Consider the following 17752-nt stretch of genomic DNA (forward strand, 5'->3'; position numbering starts at 1 on the left):
AGATTAGATGTTTAGATATATACGGCAAAGGATTCTTTTTGCTATTCTTACTTTGTTCATAATTACGTTCGTAGTTTTTGTTTTAGTGAGTGCATTTGGACCAAGTCCAATTAAATCAATCGTTGAAAAAGAATTGCAAGATCCCAAAAATAAACTCACATTTGATGAGTTAATGGTAATGTATGAAAAGCAATTTGGATTAAGGGATGCAGAAGGTAATCCAATTTCAATTATTGCAAGATATTTCAGATATCTTGGTGGTGCATTTAGAGGAGATTTTGGTTTTGTAATTAACAAAGCAAATAATCCAAGTCCATCAGAATATACAAATATTCAACAATTATTTTTTATTCCTTTAAGATATTCAATTCGTATCACACTTCCTGCATTCATAATAAGTTCAATTGTTGGAACTACGATTGGTGTTTTTGCAGGGTATAAAAGAGGAAAATTATTTGATTCAGCAGCAAACATATTTGTTTTATTATTCATTGCGATTCCTTCATTTGTTTTAGCACCAATTTTGATCACAATTTCGCTAAAAATAGGAATTCCTGCAACAATTCCAAGAGATGCACTAGAACCAACATTTGGTGAACTATTTGTTTCTTACTTACCACCAATTTTAATTATTACTTTGGCTTCAATGGCGGTTTATGTAAGTTATACAAGAAACCAAGTAATTACAGTGTTAACTTCAAATTATGTTTTAATTGCTAAAACAAAAGGATTAAATGCAAGACAAATATTTTTTAAATATGTTTTAAGAAATATCTCAATTCCATTGTTTAACTTATTACTTGGTTCATTTTTAGGATTGTTATCTGGTTCAATTATTATTGAAAAATATTGGGATGTTCCAGGGACAAGTCAAATTATTGCAAGATCATTCCCAACCGGGGAAATTAATATCATCATGTTCTCAACAATATTTTTTACAGGTCTATCATTATTAGCAGATATTCTTGCGGATGTGATGTATGCAGTATTGGACCCAAAAATTACTTTTGCAACAAAAAGCAAGAAAAATTACTGATTATTCTTTAAAGCATATTTAGAAAGAAGAAAATTAGCTAAAGATTTATTTAACAAACAAAAAAATCAATTACAAAATCAACAAATATCAAAAAATGACTAGAAAGGAGGATTAGAGTTTATGGAAAATAATTTAGAAAACCAGGTCAAGGATTTTAATAAGCAATATAAGATAAGTTCAGAATTATCAAAAAAATTTGCTTTTGTTCAAGGCAGTGATAAAGTCCAAACTTCATCAATTGCTGGAAGACCTAAAAAAATGGGAATCGAAATTGCAAAAAGATTTTTTTCAAATCCAATTGTTGTGATTTCCTTAATAATTTTTACTTTTATTTTGATGGCATCATTGATTGTTCCTTCAAAATTAGCAACAGAATATACACCTAATTCTCCAATCAATAAATATTCTTTTATTGAACTACTACCACCAGTTTATAGTCCGATGGTAACAAAAGCAGTTTCTAACACTGACCCAGTTTATAAATTCTATTTAAACTTAAAAGCTTCAATTTCACAACTTCCACAAGATCAACAAGTGTTATGAAATCAATGATTTGCCTTCTTTTTAGATTCAGCCAAAACTTCTTCATTTGAAGGTCAATTGTTTTTTACATATAATGCATATTCATTATTTGAAGCTGGTGTTTTAAATGAATTATTATTTAAAGCTCAACAAGAAGGAAGCACATTAACAACGGATTTTGTTAATACCTTAAAAGCAACTCAAGTTCCAGTTTTAAAAACATATTTAGGAACTTCATCAACGGGCTATGATATTTGAGTAACTACTTGATATGCAACTTGAAGAGGGATTGAAATTGCGATTATTACAACTCTAATTCAAGCAATATTTGGGATTACAATTGGAGCATTCCTAGGTTTTCATGCCGGAAAATTAGTTGATACAATTGTGATGAGAATTATTAATATATTCAACTCACCACCAACAATTATTTGAATTTTAATTTTTGTTGGAATCTTTGGAACCAACCAAGTATCCTTAATCTTAGCAATGTCAATTGCAGGATGACCGTTATTTGTTGGGTTAACAAGAATGTATATCATCACTGTTAAAAATGAAGAATATATTGTTGCTGCCAAAGCAATTGGGGCATCAACACCAAGACAAATTTTTGTTCATGCCTTGCCAGCAATTGTTGGAAAAATTGCAAACTCATTTGTTAAAAATGTCCCAAGTGCAATTTTATGAGTAGCATCATTAGCATTCTTAGGATTCTTTAAGGATGGTAAAGATACTAACTTAGGACAAATTCTAATTGAATCATCCTCAGAAGCTGGACAAAATGTGTGAATTATTTTATTACCAACATTGATTTTGTTATTCTTAACATTATCATTAAACTTCATGGCAATCGGAATTCATGATGCTTTAGATCCAAGAGTTATAAACAAAGGAAGAAGAAAATAATTTATGGAAATTACAAAAAAAACGCCAATAAATCAACATTCAAATCGAAAAAAACATAAAAAAGAAAAAGCATCACAAAAAAGAGGATATTTATTCTCAAAAATTCAAGCCGAAGAAAAATTGCAAAATAACCGTTTGTTAGAAGTAAGAAATTTACATGTTAGTTTCCCAATTGGTAGAAAGAAAACAATTCATATCGTCAGAGGTGTTGATATTGATGTTAATCGCGCTGAGATTGTTGGCTTAGTTGGCGAATCGGGTTCAGGGAAATCTGTCACTTCGAAAACATTGATTAATGTCAATGAAAATGCTTTAGTAACCGCTGATAAAATTCAAATTGGTGATTTAGAATTAAGTAACATTCTAAAAAAAGAAAAATATTGACAATTAGTGCGGGGTCAAAAAATTGGTTATATTCCCCAAGATCCACTAACTTCATTAAACCCCACAAGATTGATTGGGAAACAATTACTAGATGCACTAAATAACAATCTTGATTGGGTTGGAAAAACCTATACGGAAAAAAAAGAATATTTATTAGGTTTGTTAAAAACTTTTGGACTAAGAGAAGCTGAAAAAATTTTTAATTCATACCCACACACCCTTTCAGGGGGAATGAAACAAAGAATTGTGATTACAATGGTTGTGGCACTAAAACCAGATTTAATTATTGCCGATGAACCAACAACAGCTCTAGATCCAACTGTCCAAGCAAGTGTGCTTGCACTTTTTGAAAACATTCGTCAAGAAATGGGGATCTCAATTATTTTAATTAGTCATAATATCTCAGTTATTGCAAAATTCTGTGACTATATTTATGTGATGTATGCCGGAAGAATTGTTGAAAAAGGTTTGAAAGAAGAAATTTTTACCAAACCAGCACACCCATATACATGAGCTTTAATTTCTGCAATTCCTGAATCAAAAGAAGAAAAATTATATAACATTAAAGGAACTCCTCCAGACATGGCTAATTTACCAGTTGGTGATCCTTTTGCACCAAGAAATGATTATGCCCTTGAGATTGATTTTATCAAAGAACCCCCTTTAATCCCAATTACTGAGACACATTATGCAGCAACTTGATTATTAAGTCCAGAAGCTCCAAAAATTGAATTATCAAAAGATTTACAAAAACGTTTAGATTTATTTAAAAAGGCTTTTAACAATGGCAAGAGTAATTAATAAAGAAAAAAAAGTAATATTATCAATTGACAATTTAAAAAAATATTTTGTCACAAATGGCATTATTAACAAAGCTGTTGATGGTGTGTCTTTTGATGTTCATGAAGGGGAAATTGTTGGTTTAATTGGTGAATCAGGTTCAGGAAAAACTACCGTTGGAAGAAAAATTTTAAGACTTTATGATGAATACAATGGTTTTGTAATTCTTGATGACAAAATTATTTCAGGAAAAAATATTAGTTATTCCTTAAAAAAATATTTACGTAAAAATGTGCAAATGATTTTTCAAGATCCGCATGCATCTTTAAATAGTCAACAAAATATTTACAATATTTTAAAAGAACCTCTACTTGTAAATGGGATTATGAATAACAAAATTAAAGATATTTTTTCTGACTGACTAGAGGTTAAAAAAGCATTTAAATATACTTTTCAAATCCAAGCAATGAAACTTGAATTAGAAAACTATAAAGAAATTAATCGTTTAGCAAACCCATTTTTTGCAAAATGAACAAATAAATTTAAAAACTTTCAATTTGACAAAGAAATCAGTATTGAAGATAATTTCTCATCTTTTTATACTTATTTAGAAGAAAAACAAAAAATGGAAAGCATTATTATTAATAACTTGTATTCAAATGCATCTTCTTTAATTGAGTTTTATTATCAAATGCAAAATAAATATCGGAACAATGAACTTCAAAAAGAAGAAATTACGTATCGGAATGCAGTTGCCAAATACAAAGAAATTCAAGTTTTAAGTAAGTTATCAAAAAATCAATATAGATTAAAAAAAGAATTACAAGTTCTTTTGGATAAAAAAAATGCTTTAATTGTCTTACAACATGAAAAAATTAAAGAAGCACATAATATTTTTGCTAACTACTGTGTTGAAAATAAAAACGAAAAAACATTAGTCAATATTGCAAAATTGATGTCAACGAATTTAGATTATTATTTATACAATTTAAAAAATGAATATTTATTCAAAAAACGAATTGCCGTTTTAAAAGATTTAAAAAAATCTTTAAAATATCTTGAATTTGAAAATATTAAAGAATTAGTTCAAAAACTTGAAGTTTATGTTAAAAACTTCTATGAAAAAAATCTTTCAGCAATCACATATTCAAAAACAATGAAAAAAGATATTAAAGAAATTTTAGATAAAGAATTTATTTTTGATGCCACAAAATACCAAGCAATTTCACAAAAAAATCAACAAAAATACGATAATGAATTACTTAAGTTAAACCAAGAAATTGCGCAATTAAGAAAACAATTAGAGGTAAAAGAAGCACCAGAATATTCAAAAGAACAATTAAATGAAGCAATTAATAATCTAAAAAAAGCCAAAGAAATTTATTTGGATGGAAGACAAAAATTCCTTGTTGACTACAAGCAAAAAATTAATGATCTTTATACAAAAATTCAAGCTGAAAAAAATCAATATTTATCATTAGTTTCAGACCAAAATGAATGTAATGAAGCTTATAAAAAATACCGGGCAGAGTTTTTTGTTTATATTAAAAATGAATACTTTTTAAAAATTTCAAAACTAGAAGAGCGTAAAAACAATTTAGTTGCTGAACTAAGAAAAAATCCTGATAAAAGCAAAAAAATCAAACACTCATTACAACAAATAAAAATAAAAATCAACCAACAACAAAAAGATCTTGATCGTTTAATTAAAACATACAATTCAGACATTACCCTAAAAGAAGATACATTGAAATCATTCAATATCGAAAGAAATTATTTAAACAAAGATATCAAGAATATTTATGTTCTACTTGGTGTTGATCATAAATGAGTTGAAATGAATTTAAACAAAAAAGATGATGCTGATTTTGATTTAAGACATTCAAATTGAAACAAAAGATTCAACATTTTTGATTATAAAATTTCATTCCCTTTTGCGAAATCTTTAATCTCTGAGTTATTGTACAAAATGACAATTTATCGTTCATTAGAGGATGTTGGATTATTAAAACAATTTGCATACCGTTATCCACATGAATTTAGTGGGGGACAGCTACAACGGATTGTAATTGCTAGAGCATTAATTACTGAACCAAAAGTAATTGTCGCTGATGAACCAATTGCATCCTTAGATATCTCAATTCAAGCACAAGTTGTAAACTTATTAAAAGATTTGTGTATTCAAAAAAATATCGGTTTAATTTTCATTGCGCATGATTTAAGTATGATTGAATATATTGCTGATAATGTTCAAATTATGCATTTAGGAAAAATTGTGGAAAGTGGTAAAACTGAAGCAATTTATAACGAACCACTTCACCCATATACAATTAGTTTATTTAAGGCCGTTCCTAAAATTTCAAATGCAAGTGAAAAATTCCAAAAAGTTTCCTTTGAATTAGATTATATCAAAGAACAACAATTTCCAAATGTTCCTGAAAATTATAAGGTTAATGATGAACATTATATTTATGGAACAAAACAACAAATTAAAAAATGACTTTCAGATAAAAAATAAAAAATAAGATTAGGTATAAAAAAATGCCTAATTTTATTTTATGTTTAATTCTCTTCGGAAGATTGCAGTTATTAAGTATAATTTTTAGGAGTTAATTATGCAAAAAAACCAAAAAAATTTAAATGCAAAAAGTTATTGAAAAAGAAGTTGAAATCTAGGCAGCATTCTTTATTTTTTTATTAGTATTTTTTTAATGATCCTAATCATTTTTTTAACAGGATATTTAAAAAAACAAACTGATTATCGCTTAACATGATCAAATGCCATTACTGTTGGCACAACAATTTTTTTAGCAATTGCAATTTTTGTGATTCTTTTTAAAAAAGGTTTTGGAAAAAATCTTTTTAAACCAATGATTGATTCATATCATCAAAGCAGAATTTCTAAAAAAGCTAAAACAAGATATCTGTTAGGCATGAATCAGTTTGAAAAAGATAAAATTCTAAATCAAGAACGCCAAAAATACCAAAATGAAAGAAATAAAAAAGATCTTGAAAAACAAAAAAATCAAACAACAAATTTAGCTTCTTTTTTATTAATCGCAATCACACTTCTTACTTTAATCATTGGCGTAGTAACAATTCATTATGCTTAGTTTGATAAAACAAAAAAATATAATTAACTAAAAAAAATTTGGTAATTAAGGAGTTTAAAAATGAAATATTTGATTGGTAATTTTAAAATGAACAAAACTTTTTTTGATGTTGAATCATATATTGAAGCACTTAGTTATTTAATCAATGAAAATAAAACAAAATTAAAAAATCTTCAAATCGGGATTGCGCCATCTTTTGATAGTGCATATTTATCATATTTGCATCAGGATCGCAATTTCTTATTTGGGTTACAAAATATATATCATGAACTAAATGGTGCTTATACAGGTGAAGTTTCGTTGAATGTTGCAATTGAAACAAAGATTGATTTCATTTTAATTGGACATAGTGAACGTCGTAGTTTATTTAATGAAACAAATCAATTAATCAATAAAAAAATTACTCACTTGCAAAAAACAAAGATTATGCCAATTTTATGCATTGGGGAATCAATGCAAGAATTCAATGAAAACAAAACATTTGAAGTTTTAGCGAAACAAATTAATGAAGGTCTAAAAAATATTGAAAATCATAGCAATTTAATTATTTCTTATGAACCAGTTTATTGCATTGGTAATGGCATCATCCCAGAAGTGTCGCATATTCAAAAAGTAATTGATTTCATTCATATCATATTAAATAACAAAATCCCTGTTTTATATGGTGGTTCAGTTTCACTTGCAAATATTGAGATTCTTGAACAAGTCAAAGGACTAAGTGGTTATTTAGTTGGTAAAGCTTCATTGAATGCCAATGAGTTTGTTGAATTAGCAAAAAAAATAAAAAGTTAGTTTTTTTCTTTTCAAACTAACTTTTTATTTTAAAAATCATTGCTTGCCAATTTCAATATCTTTTTCATTAATCTGATTTTCATGTTTAAAATTAATATAACGAATCGGATTTTCTAATTCAATAAACACTTCTTTGTATTTGCTTGGAATTAATTCAAGATCAAATAAGTAAATTTCATTATCAATTTGATTTTCTAAATCATTACTTATTTTAATAATTCCATGGTATTCAAGATCTTCAATTACACAATTTATAATATAAATTCCAGGTTTGGGTTTTAAAAGATTTTTTGGAAAACTGAAATTTAATTTCTCTAAATGTGTTATAAAGGCATATTTTTCAATCAATAAATTATTGATCGCATGAATATTGCCCTCTTCAATTAATTCTCTGATTAATGAAGAAGAAATTTTTCTTTTTTGCACTTTTCTTTCATTGGCAACCAAGACATTAAAATTCTTTTTAAGATAATCAATATTGCCTAATTTTTGAAAACCGAATTTGAAATCAAATCCACAAACAACATGTTTAACATTATTTAACTTTAAATTTTCACAAAAATCAATATGTGAAGTGCGTAAATTATCTTTTAAAGAATCAACAATGAAAACATAATCAAACCCTAAATTAAAAAGTGTATACAATCTTGTTTTTGTTTGAAAAGCTTTTTTTTCATTATTGACAAGATTCTTATATGAATCTTTAAAAAGCATGATTGCAATTTTATTTTTATTTAAAGTGTTTTTTAAATCTTTTGCAAGTTTGACTAATTCATAATGGCCAAGGTGTAATGTTTCAAATGCACCTAAAACCATAATTAATTCCTCTTTGATTTCAAAGTTTTCTTTAAAATTTCAATTAAATATTTTCATCTCTTAATGCTAAATTCATTTCAAAAAGATTTTTAATTATAAAATCCCATTTCTTTTAATTTAAAATAAGGACCATCTTCTGTGACTGGTAAGCAAATTAAATCAGCAGCATCTTTAGTAACATCTTCCCCATTTCCTAATGCAACACCCAAACCAACTTGCTGTAGCATTTCAATGTCATTTTCTGAATCACCAAAAGCAACCATTTCATCTAATTTAACATCCAAAATATCCCCAAGCATCTTTAATCCAACAGCTTTTGTAATTCCTCTTGAAGATAGAAAAATTCCTGAATTTCATGTTGCTAAAACTCACATATTCATGTTGTTTTTTTCAAAAAATTCATTCAATTTTTTTGCTCATTCTTCAGGAGCTTTAGTACTAATTGTAATTAAATAATTTTTATCATTTTGTGCTTCAAAATCTTTTTCTGAAATAAATTTATCTTTATATGGAAAGTAAAATCAAGTATTGATATCAAATAAATCATTATAGTAGCCTCATTTATTTCCAACAAATGAGAATGCTAATTTATTTTCTTCAGCATAAGCTCGAAACTTAATGAAATCCTCATAATCAATTACTTCTTCAAAAATATATTCATTAGTTTTCAAATCAAGAATAAAAGTTCCATTTGCACCAACAAAATAATCAACATGTGGATTGTGAATTTGGTTACCAATTGTAAAAATATCACGTCCTGAACACAACACATTAATATATCCAGCTTCTTTTAGTTTTGCAAACATTTCTTTTGTTCTTTCACTTAGTTCAGAAACACCAAATGGCAATAGTGTTCCATCAATATCAAAAACTACCATTTTATATTTATTGTTCATTTTTACCTCCGAGTTTTGGGGTCAAAAATATACGGCTGAATAAAATTTTTTCAAATTTTATTAAACCGTTTTCTATTTTTCCTCAACCAATTATTTTATCATTATGAATGAATATTGCCCTATCATTGACATTCTTAAATCTATCTAAAAAAATTTCTTTTGATTTAATTTGTCTTAGTTCAAAATCATCAAGTGCATATAATTTTACATTAAAAATTGCGTTTATATCAACTATTTCCTCATATGTAAGAGTTTCATTTAAACGAATATTTCCAATTGCCTCCCTTTTTAAAACATTAACAACAGCATCAGTATTTAAAAAAATTCCAATATCATGAACAAGTGAACGAATGTATGTTCCTTTTGAAACTTTTGTTCTAAAACTAAAAGTTTGCTTTTCAAAATTAAAATCAATTAATTTGAGTTCATAAATTTTAATCTCACAGGGTTCTAGATTGATTTCAAGATTTTTTCTTGCTAGTTGATAACTTCGTTGCCCGTTGACTTTTTTTGCTGAAAAAATCGGTGGAATTTGCTTGGTTTGTAATTTCATTTGAGCAAGGGCATTTTCTAATTCAGTTTTTGTTATTTTTTGCTTATTTTCAAAATAAGTAATTTCTTCACCTTCATCATAACTTCTTGAATGACAATGTAGTGTTGCTTCAACATAATACTCTTTTGTGTCATTAACTAATTGGGACAATACTTTTGTATCCTCATCAGTTGCGACAATTAAAAGTCCTGAAGCAAGTGGATCAAGGGTTCCACTATGTCCAATTTTTTTAATCTTATTTTTTCTGGCAAATTCTTTGATTGCAAAAAAACTTGATTCACCACGTTTTTTGTTTATTTTAAAAAACATAAATTTAAGACCTCAATTTAAATTTCAATATCAATTAAGTAAAATAATATATTTTTTTAAATGTTTCGAATTTATTTTTATTTAAAAAAAATTATTTCAAAAGTGGATTAATTTCAGAATCCTTAATTCCTTCTTTTTTAGCAATAGCTAAAAGAATTTCTTTAGTTTTTTGCATATACATTTTTGCTTGATTTTGAAATTCTTTATTGGTTAAATTATTTTTTTGATTTAAGTCCATATTATTTGCAAAAACTTTGATAATAAAATCAAAATCAACTTGATAATCAACTTGATCAATATTGATAATTACATTTTTTTTGAAATTTTCAAAATCTTCTTTAAATTGTTTGATTTGGTCTTGATTTTTTGCATTATCAGTTAAAAGTTGATGTCATAAACCCATTTCATAAACCAAGTTAACAATTGCATGGGAGTGACTGTGGGAATTTTTATCATCCTCAATGTTGATATCTTCAATTTTTTCTTTTTGTGTAATATTTGTTTCATCAAATAAATTACTTTTTAAAAAGTTTCAAGATGAAACAATATTTTCTTGTAATTCACCTAAATTAATATCAATTCCGCTTAGTCTTTGATCAATAATTTTGATTCTTTTTAAATACTCTTTGTTATCAATGTTTAAATTTAAATCACCAATTACAGCATCCACATCACTAAAAATTAATTGATATTTGTTTAATAAAACACTTAATTTTGGTTTTTTTATTTCGCTATTAATTTTAATTAATTGCTCATCATCAAATCATTTGTTATAGAATTTTTGAATTTCAATGCCATTTTTTTCTTCTTGTAAATTAATTAGACCAAAAACTTTTGTTTTTAAACTATTGTATTTTCTGATTAATTTGAAATATTGTTGTTTATAGTTGCGGTATGAATTTTTAACTTCTGAAATTAAACAAAGAATATTTTTTGAATAAATTTCTTCAAGTGCTTTTGGTTGTTGGTTGTTTAAAATAATTTCAATTTTTTGATTTTCATTAAAACTGGAATCATTAAAAATTAAATTTTCTTTGTCATTTGGAAATTTGGTAATACATGATAATGTTGTCCAAGGAACTAATGATATAAAAGAAAAACAACTTAGTTTTAAAATTAAGTTTTTTTTCATTTTTATTCCATCCTTTCAACTTTTTTATTTTCATTTACAAACATAAAATTATTTTTAGAGATGCTTTCATCATAACCTTTGAAATAATTTCAATATAAGACACTTTTAGCAACAATTTTTTCTTTGTTACTTTTAAATTGATAATCATTTTCACCAAAACCAATGAATAGAAGTTCAAAATATAATTGTCCTAATTTATTTTTTTCTGGGTTTAATTTAATATCAATTCGTTTAATTCCACTTAGGGTGTGTTTTTCTTTATTCTCTAAGGCATAAGCTAATAAATAGTTATTTAGATAAGCATTAAAAACTTTAATTTGGTAAGAATCATTATTTAACAATGAAGGATCAAAATTTTGGCGACTATCATTGTTTCAATAATTAAATAAACTATTTAATTTGTTTGAAGCGTGATTAAGTCCAACCATAAAAGCCGAATCTTCTTTGTTGATTACAAATTCTTCTAATTTAATTCCTTCTGGGATACCTTTATTAGTTGGATTAAAAGAATAAATATCACTTGATTGCGGATTGATTTTGTTTTTAAAAATCATTCCTTTCAATCGATGTCCATGGTCATCAAAATTCGAACTTAATCAAAGATATTTTTTACTGCTACCATTTTTTTTAGTTACATTAACAATTGCTTTAAAAACTTGATTTGTATCTAAATAATCACTAAATTCAAATTCTTCAATTTTGTATTCTAAATCTTCATTTTGACGATATTCCGGAATTTTGATTTTAAGAATTTCATCTTTAAATTCATTAAACAAATACATTAGACCTTTAGCATTTCAATACTCAGGAGATGTCGGAGCTTTAATAAAATGATTGATATTATCAATAATAGTTAAATATTTTTTTCCATCCATGTATAAAAGCGGATTTTCAACATAGTCATTAAATAATGGAAGATTTTCTTTTAAACCATCTTTCCCAACACCAAATTTGCCATTTCAAGCATAGTTTCGAAAGCCATTTAAATAAAAAGTTTTATTTTGGTTTTTTTGCTCTAATAACTCAGAATTATTTCAATCTTTGATACTTTTAATTTGAAATTCAACAAAGTCTTCAGGTGATGATAAACTTTGTTTTGTTTTAGCATTTTTTCAATCAATTTCAATCTCTGCAACATTGACATTGAATTGATTTAAATAAAGTTTTAATAACTGAGTGAATGTCTTTCTTTGTTGTTGATGTTCATGATCTAAAAAAGCTGAAGCTTGAATGTATTGTGGTTGCATTCAATCTGAAAATAAAGTGATTTTTCCGGATGAATTTTTAATATAGTTTTTATTCATGATGAAATAGTTATCTTTAATATCATCATTTAGCCGAAAAATAATAGTTTGAAAATCTTCGGGATATTGGTATTGTTCTGGTTTAAAATCAACATTCTTTTTTGCTGCTCAATTAATCAATCACTCTTCATAATCATTTGCTAAATCAATTTCGTTGAAATCAAATGACATGCTTAAAAAATTATTGATGTCAGCTTTTTTATTTGAATGAAAAATTCTGATGTTATTATTATCGGTTATTGTTTGTTCCCAATTATTTTTATATGGAAAGTCTGGTTGATACTCAATTCATTGATTCTTTTTTAATAAAAACATTTTTTGTTTATTTGCTTTTTCATCAAATTCAATTTTTACGTTATCAAAAGGATTTTTTTGATTATTTTCAAAATAATAAAATATTTTTTGATCTTTTTCAATTGAAGCAATTTGACTTAAGGTTAATCGATTTAAAAAAAGTCTTGAAATCTTATTAATATCTAAATAAACTTCTTTTTGCTTGGAGCAACTAATTGCAAGCATTGATGTGCTTGCTAAAAAAGTTGTTGCAAATAAAAAAAACATTCCTTTTTTAAACTTCATATTTTAAAATTTTATCATTTTTTTTATAATTATAGTTATAAAATTATTGTATAATTCTAAAGATTTAAAAGTATTAGTTTAAATTAAAATATAAAACTTATTTGTATGTTAAAAAAAGGGGGTTAAACTTAAATTTATGATTATTTGGGATAACATACCCTTTTTAGAAGGAAACTTTTATTTAACATTATTCTTAAATTTATTAGTTTATTTGTTAATTTTAGTTGCTCTTCCTTTAATTTTGATGGGTTTTTTAGCTTTAGTTAAAAATAAACCAAAAACTAATCAAAAAAGTAATTCCTTAATTTATATGTATGCTTTTTCAACAGGAATGTTTTTAATGATTGGGACATTTGGTTTCATGCGGGAAGGCTTTGAAACTGCAAAAAGATTTACTCATGGTGAATATGCAAATTTTAGTAGTGAATTTATTCGCACATTAGTTGTCGTTGCAATTCTTGGAATTAGTTCATTAATTGGATTTATGGTTGTCATTGGTGGGCGATATTTATTTGTTAAATCATCCAAGGTTGAATTACACAAAGCGCATGAAGAGCACAGTCATTCAGACCATTTAATTTCATTCAAAGATATTGATAATCCCAAAGCAGCATGGTTAGCAATTTTGATGCTTTTAAGTCATCGAATTGTTGATGGATATTTTATTGGCTATGCAATATTTAAAATCATTTGAACAAGAAATACATTTTCAAGTTTTTTAATGCTTCTTATTACATTTACAATTCATATCCTATTTGAGATTGCGATTGTTTACTTTCGGCAAATTCAATATGGTGAAAAAAAATCAAAAGCAATTTTATATAATTTCCTTACTTTTTTATTAATCATTCCTTTTGTTTTTTTAGGTGCATTTACAGGAAGAGTTTTAAGTGGAAATTTAGAATGAATTCAAGCTTCAATACTCACAATGGGTGGTTCAATAATTTTATTTACTTCTGTTTTTGAATTAATTCCGGAATTTATTCATATCAGAAATAAAAATCCCAAAATTTTATATTTAACATTAATAACTTTTGCATTTTCAATTGTTTTAACAATTATGTTATTAAGTTTTCATTCACATATTTAATATTAAAAATAAGGAGGAAAAATGAAGAAAAAATGATTAATTCTAAGCTCATTGAGTTTTGTTTTTCCATCCTTTTTATTTTCATGTACAAAAAACGATTTTAATCAAGATAAATTTCATTACATTGAAAAAAATAATTTTGCTAATGATTATAAAAATTTTGCTTATTTGGAAGATAATTTTTCTTCAAAAAATATTCATGAAATCAATTTAGCAACATCAGCAAAATTATTGCGAATAAAAGCAGCAAAACAACCTGAAATTGATTTTAGAGATAATATTGTACTTTTTCCTTCTGAACTTGCATATCAATTTGAGTGAGCAAAGCAAATAATTGTTGATGCAAAAAAATTTGACAATGATCAGACTGATGTTGTCGATTATAGCAATGAAAGTGAAGAAAAAAGTGGAGTTTTTAAACCCAAAAGAGACAAAGGTAATGGTTTTAATAGTCCTTTTTTATTCATCCCTTCATCAAATAATAATTCAATTAATAGTCCTAAATTTAAAGATTCTTTAAATTTGACAAAAAAATTAATTATTCAAACTTCAAATGCGAATGATGCTTGGATTGATAATAAAGGCAAAAAAATAATTAATAATAATCAAATCAATGCCAAAGCATTCAAATTAGGATTATTGGCAAAAATGTTAAGAAATAAAGATTTTAGGCAAAAATATGGTCAATCAAAAAACTTTTCTTTTGAAAAATATGCAAAGCAAAATGCTGCAATTGATGGGTTTGATTTAAACCAATATTTACAAGAAAATCATATTGACATTGAAACTCTATTAGATTTTGATTCAAGTAATGCAGCAAATGAAATTGTGCTAAAAACAAAAAATGATCAAGCAATAAATTTTCTTCCAATTTTTGAAAATTTATTTATTATTCAAAATTATTTTGATGCAATTCCTTATGAAATGCTAAAAAATAAATATGGTAGTCTAGAAGATAATTTAAATTGATTTTTTGAATATGGTAAAACTTATCAAGATCGTTTTTATGCTGCAAATTATTATATTAATCAAATGAACAATAATCAAACAAGATTAAAAAAGAATCCTGATTATAAAAATAATACAAGCAATAATTTGAATGAAATTACAATTCAATATAACTTATTACCAATTGCACAAACAACTTTTTCTTTACAAGCAACAAATGCTTTTAAACAAAATATTATTTCAAAAATTGAATATGAAAACCTTAATATTAATGAAAAAGATTATTTATTAAAAAATTATAAAAAATATAATTTTTCCTACCAAAGAAATTACAATCGTTTTGTTTTAAATAACAAAATAATTATTAATCATAATCCTTTAGTAAACACTCCTTATATGAATCAAAATTTTTTAAAACTGTTTTATGGTTTGAATGAAAAAACTAATCAATTTGAATTAAAAAAAGAAAACTTAATTTTCCAATCGCTTTTTAACAACATTATTAATCAATATAGTTTAGTTGATGGCAATAATGATGTTTGGTTATCGCAAGCTCCAGAAAATTTATTGCTTGATGCGAATAATCAAAGTCTAAATACAACCGAATTAAAAGATGCATTTTTACAAATTTCTAAACCAATAATTTTTTCCTATACTAAAAATAAGAAAATTGAAAACACATTTCAATATCAAAATAAAAACCAAATCACAAATCCGCAAATTATTAAACTAGAAGAAAAAATCAAATCATTTTGATTTGAAGAAATTAAGACTAATTTGCAAAATATGATTGATAAATTCTATGCAAATAACCAACAAATTGAGCAAGAATTTTTTTTAAATCTTCCCATTTTAATTAATTTAGAAAATCAATTTACAGATGAAAAAATTTCATTGGTAAAAAAAATTCTTAATTCAATTCATCAAAAATTTCGCGTTGAAATTACGCAAATTAATGATTATGAAAAATACATTGAATTTTTTTCTGCAAATAAATCAATTTATAAAGATACAAATTTTTTCTTATTTGAAGGAGTGACTTCTGAGTATTTATTTAAGCAAATTACAAATAAAGATCTTAATTTAGAAAAATTAATTACTTTTTTAGCTAAAAATTCTGATACTTATCATAATGTTTATACGGAATTAATAAATTTAAATAAATTTATTTCTACAAATAATTTTCGTTTTTCAAATAAAGAAATTAGAAATTATTTAAAAAATTTAAAAACTGAAAATCAACTAAACATGATCAATGAAATTAATAATTTAATTAGTTATTCAATTAATTTTAAAAATCAAATTAATATTGATAATTTTGCAAAAGTTGTTTTTCAAAAACATCTTATTAAACCAATTGGTTGAAATAATTTAAACTACTTTCAAGATATTGAAGTATGAAAGGCGAATAATGAAAAAAAATAAACTATTAATGTTGACAGGAGCAATTCCTTTTGTTGCATTTCCGATGTTATCAGTTGCATGTAAAATGCAGCCTGCAGATTGAGAAAAAAAGAAACCACAATTGCTAAATTCAACACAAATTCAAGAAATCAAAGATTCATTTGTCTTTGAATTAAATGAAGAAGGTCGCAAGCTACAAAAACAAGGAAAATTAAATGATTATTGAAATAAACTAGTAAAAGACAGGAAGTTGAATAAATCACTTGAAATTGAAGGACTTTTTAATTGAAATGCTGAGTTTAAGAAATATTTTAAAGTTTCCTATCATCCATTAAAAGGATTTAATTCAGCACATAAATATCAATTTAGATTATTAATGGAAAATAATGTCCCAGCAATTCATTATCAAGTTTTATGTGTTGATCTAAGAGATCTAGTTGAAGTTGATGTAATTAGAAAACTTGATACTTTATAATAATATAAAGTATTTTTTATATTTAAATGTGTTAATTTAATAAATTTAGATGTTTAAAGTATTAAAATTATGTTATGAAGAAGTCTAAATTTTTATTTATTCCAACAATAATAACACCAATGCTTTCATTGTTTGCATTGTCTTGCAATAATCCTAATAATAATTCCAATAACAACAATAACAACAGAAATAATTTCGATACAAAAATTGATTATACGATTGTTCCAAATAATCCAAGTAAATTATTAACAGATTCGCAAATCCAACAAGTTCATAATTCTTTTTCATTTAAAACAACATCTGAAGGAGCAAAAAAAACATTTGCTGAACTCAAAGAAATCGTTAAAAAAATCCGGAATGATGTTTATCCAAGTAACAAAGAGGATTTTGATCGAATTCCAAGAGAACAAACTTTTAATGGCGTTTTACAACATCCTGATTTTAAAAAATATTTTAATTTTGAATATCCTAATAGTCGCACTTTTGGATTTTTAAGTGGTCACAAATTTGAACTGGAATTAGTTGAAGAAGGTTCAAAGCGCAAAAGTCCCGCAATTCATTATGTGTTGCTATGTCCAGATAAAATCCAAAATGGAAAAATGTCACAAGAAGCATATGGGGATATTTATCTTGATAACAATATTTGATAAAAAAATGAAGTCATTTTCTTTAAAACTTCATTTTTTTTATAGATTTTTTAACAATATTTAATC

Annotated in this window: 15 protein-coding genes; 10 read left to right on the forward strand and 5 right to left on the reverse strand. The window is 25.3% G+C overall.

Annotation, left to right across the window (positions count from 1 at the left end):
- Window positions 1-7 precede the first annotated feature (7 nt).
- From D2845_RS00875 to D2845_RS00900, 6 genes are all read left to right on the forward strand, one after another.
- Window positions 8-1138 (forward strand): ABC transporter permease, encoded by a 1131-nt coding sequence (locus D2845_RS00875; protein WP_002881068.1) that lies wholly within the window; start codon window positions 8-10, stop codon window positions 1136-1138.
- Window positions 1139-1156: 18 nt separating this feature from the next.
- Window positions 1157-2464, forward strand: coding sequence for an ABC transporter permease (locus D2845_RS00880; RefSeq protein WP_002881064.1), 1308 nt, complete (start codon window positions 1157-1159; stop codon window positions 2462-2464).
- A 3-nt stretch (window positions 2465-2467) separates the two neighbouring features.
- Window positions 2468-3649 (forward strand): ABC transporter ATP-binding protein, encoded by a 1182-nt coding sequence (locus tag D2845_RS00885; protein ID WP_211305431.1) that lies wholly within the window; start codon window positions 2468-2470, stop codon window positions 3647-3649.
- The gene (locus D2845_RS06940) at window positions 3633-6146 is read left to right on the forward strand and encodes an ATP-binding cassette domain-containing protein (RefSeq protein ID WP_110858177.1); all 2514 of its coding nucleotides are present in this window, start codon (window positions 3633-3635) and stop codon (window positions 6144-6146) included. The genes D2845_RS00885 and D2845_RS06940 overlap by 17 nt, the downstream gene beginning before the upstream one ends.
- A 193-nt stretch (window positions 6147-6339) precedes the next feature.
- Window positions 6340-6741 (forward strand): hypothetical protein, encoded by a 402-nt coding sequence (locus tag D2845_RS06035; protein ID WP_231992789.1) that lies wholly within the window; start codon window positions 6340-6342, stop codon window positions 6739-6741.
- A gap of 60 nt (window positions 6742-6801) precedes the next feature.
- The gene (locus tag D2845_RS00900) at window positions 6802-7533 is read left to right on the forward strand and encodes a triose-phosphate isomerase (RefSeq protein ID WP_110858178.1); all 732 of its coding nucleotides are present in this window, start codon (window positions 6802-6804) and stop codon (window positions 7531-7533) included.
- A gap of 24 nt (window positions 7534-7557) precedes the next feature.
- On the opposite strand, the gene D2845_RS00905 is transcribed toward D2845_RS00900, so the two are convergent.
- The 5 genes from D2845_RS00905 to D2845_RS06045 form a co-directional block, all read right to left on the reverse strand.
- A complete protein-coding gene (locus D2845_RS00905; RefSeq protein ID WP_002881056.1) occupies window positions 7558-8406 on the reverse strand; it encodes an FAD synthase in 849 nt (282 codons plus the stop codon).
- A gap of 32 nt (window positions 8407-8438) precedes the next feature.
- Window positions 8439-9245, reverse strand: a complete 807-nt coding sequence (locus D2845_RS00910; RefSeq protein WP_002881054.1) for a YcsE-related riboflavin metabolism phosphatase — start codon at window positions 9243-9245, stop codon at window positions 8439-8441.
- Window positions 9235-10107: a tRNA pseudouridine(55) synthase TruB gene (gene truB, locus D2845_RS00915; RefSeq protein WP_110858179.1), complete on the reverse strand. Its 873-nt coding sequence runs from the start codon at window positions 10105-10107 to the stop codon at window positions 9235-9237. Before truB ends, D2845_RS00910 begins: the two co-directional genes overlap by 11 nt.
- 91 nt (window positions 10108-10198) lie before the next feature.
- Entirely contained in the window at window positions 10199-11239 is a 1041-nt protein-coding gene (locus D2845_RS06040) for an HxHSH motif-containing lipoprotein (RefSeq protein WP_002881051.1), read from the reverse strand.
- A 2-nt stretch (window positions 11240-11241) separates the two neighbouring features.
- Window positions 11242-13122, reverse strand: a complete 1881-nt coding sequence (locus tag D2845_RS06045) for an MAG3240 family lipoprotein (protein ID WP_110858180.1) — start codon at window positions 13120-13122, stop codon at window positions 11242-11244.
- Window positions 13123-13258: 136 nt separating this feature from the next.
- On the opposite strand from D2845_RS06045, the gene D2845_RS06050 reads away from it, so the two are divergent.
- The 4 genes from D2845_RS06050 (at window position 13259) to D2845_RS00945 (ending at window position 17689) form a co-directional block, all read left to right on the forward strand.
- The gene (locus D2845_RS06050; protein WP_040544964.1) at window positions 13259-14212 is read left to right on the forward strand and encodes a ZIP family metal transporter; all 954 of its coding nucleotides are present in this window, start codon (window positions 13259-13261) and stop codon (window positions 14210-14212) included.
- 21 nt (window positions 14213-14233) lie between these two features.
- The gene (locus tag D2845_RS06055) at window positions 14234-16585 is read left to right on the forward strand and encodes an OppA family ABC transporter substrate-binding lipoprotein (protein ID WP_110858181.1); all 2352 of its coding nucleotides are present in this window, start codon (window positions 14234-14236) and stop codon (window positions 16583-16585) included.
- Window positions 16572-17039 carry a hypothetical protein gene (locus tag D2845_RS06060; RefSeq protein ID WP_110858182.1) on the forward strand — a complete coding sequence of 156 codons (468 nt, stop codon included), beginning with the start codon at window positions 16572-16574 and terminating at the stop codon, window positions 17037-17039. The genes D2845_RS06055 and D2845_RS06060 overlap by 14 nt, the downstream gene beginning before the upstream one ends.
- A 74-nt stretch (window positions 17040-17113) precedes the next feature.
- On the forward strand, window positions 17114-17689 hold the full coding sequence (locus tag D2845_RS00945) for a hypothetical protein (RefSeq protein ID WP_002881043.1): 576 nt from the start codon (window positions 17114-17116) through the stop codon (window positions 17687-17689).
- Window positions 17690-17752: the final 63 nt, after the last annotated feature.

The sequence above is a fragment of the Metamycoplasma alkalescens genome (assembly GCF_900476125.1).
Classification (GTDB): Bacteria; Bacillota_I; Bacilli_A; order Mycoplasmatales; family Metamycoplasmataceae; genus Metamycoplasma; species Metamycoplasma alkalescens.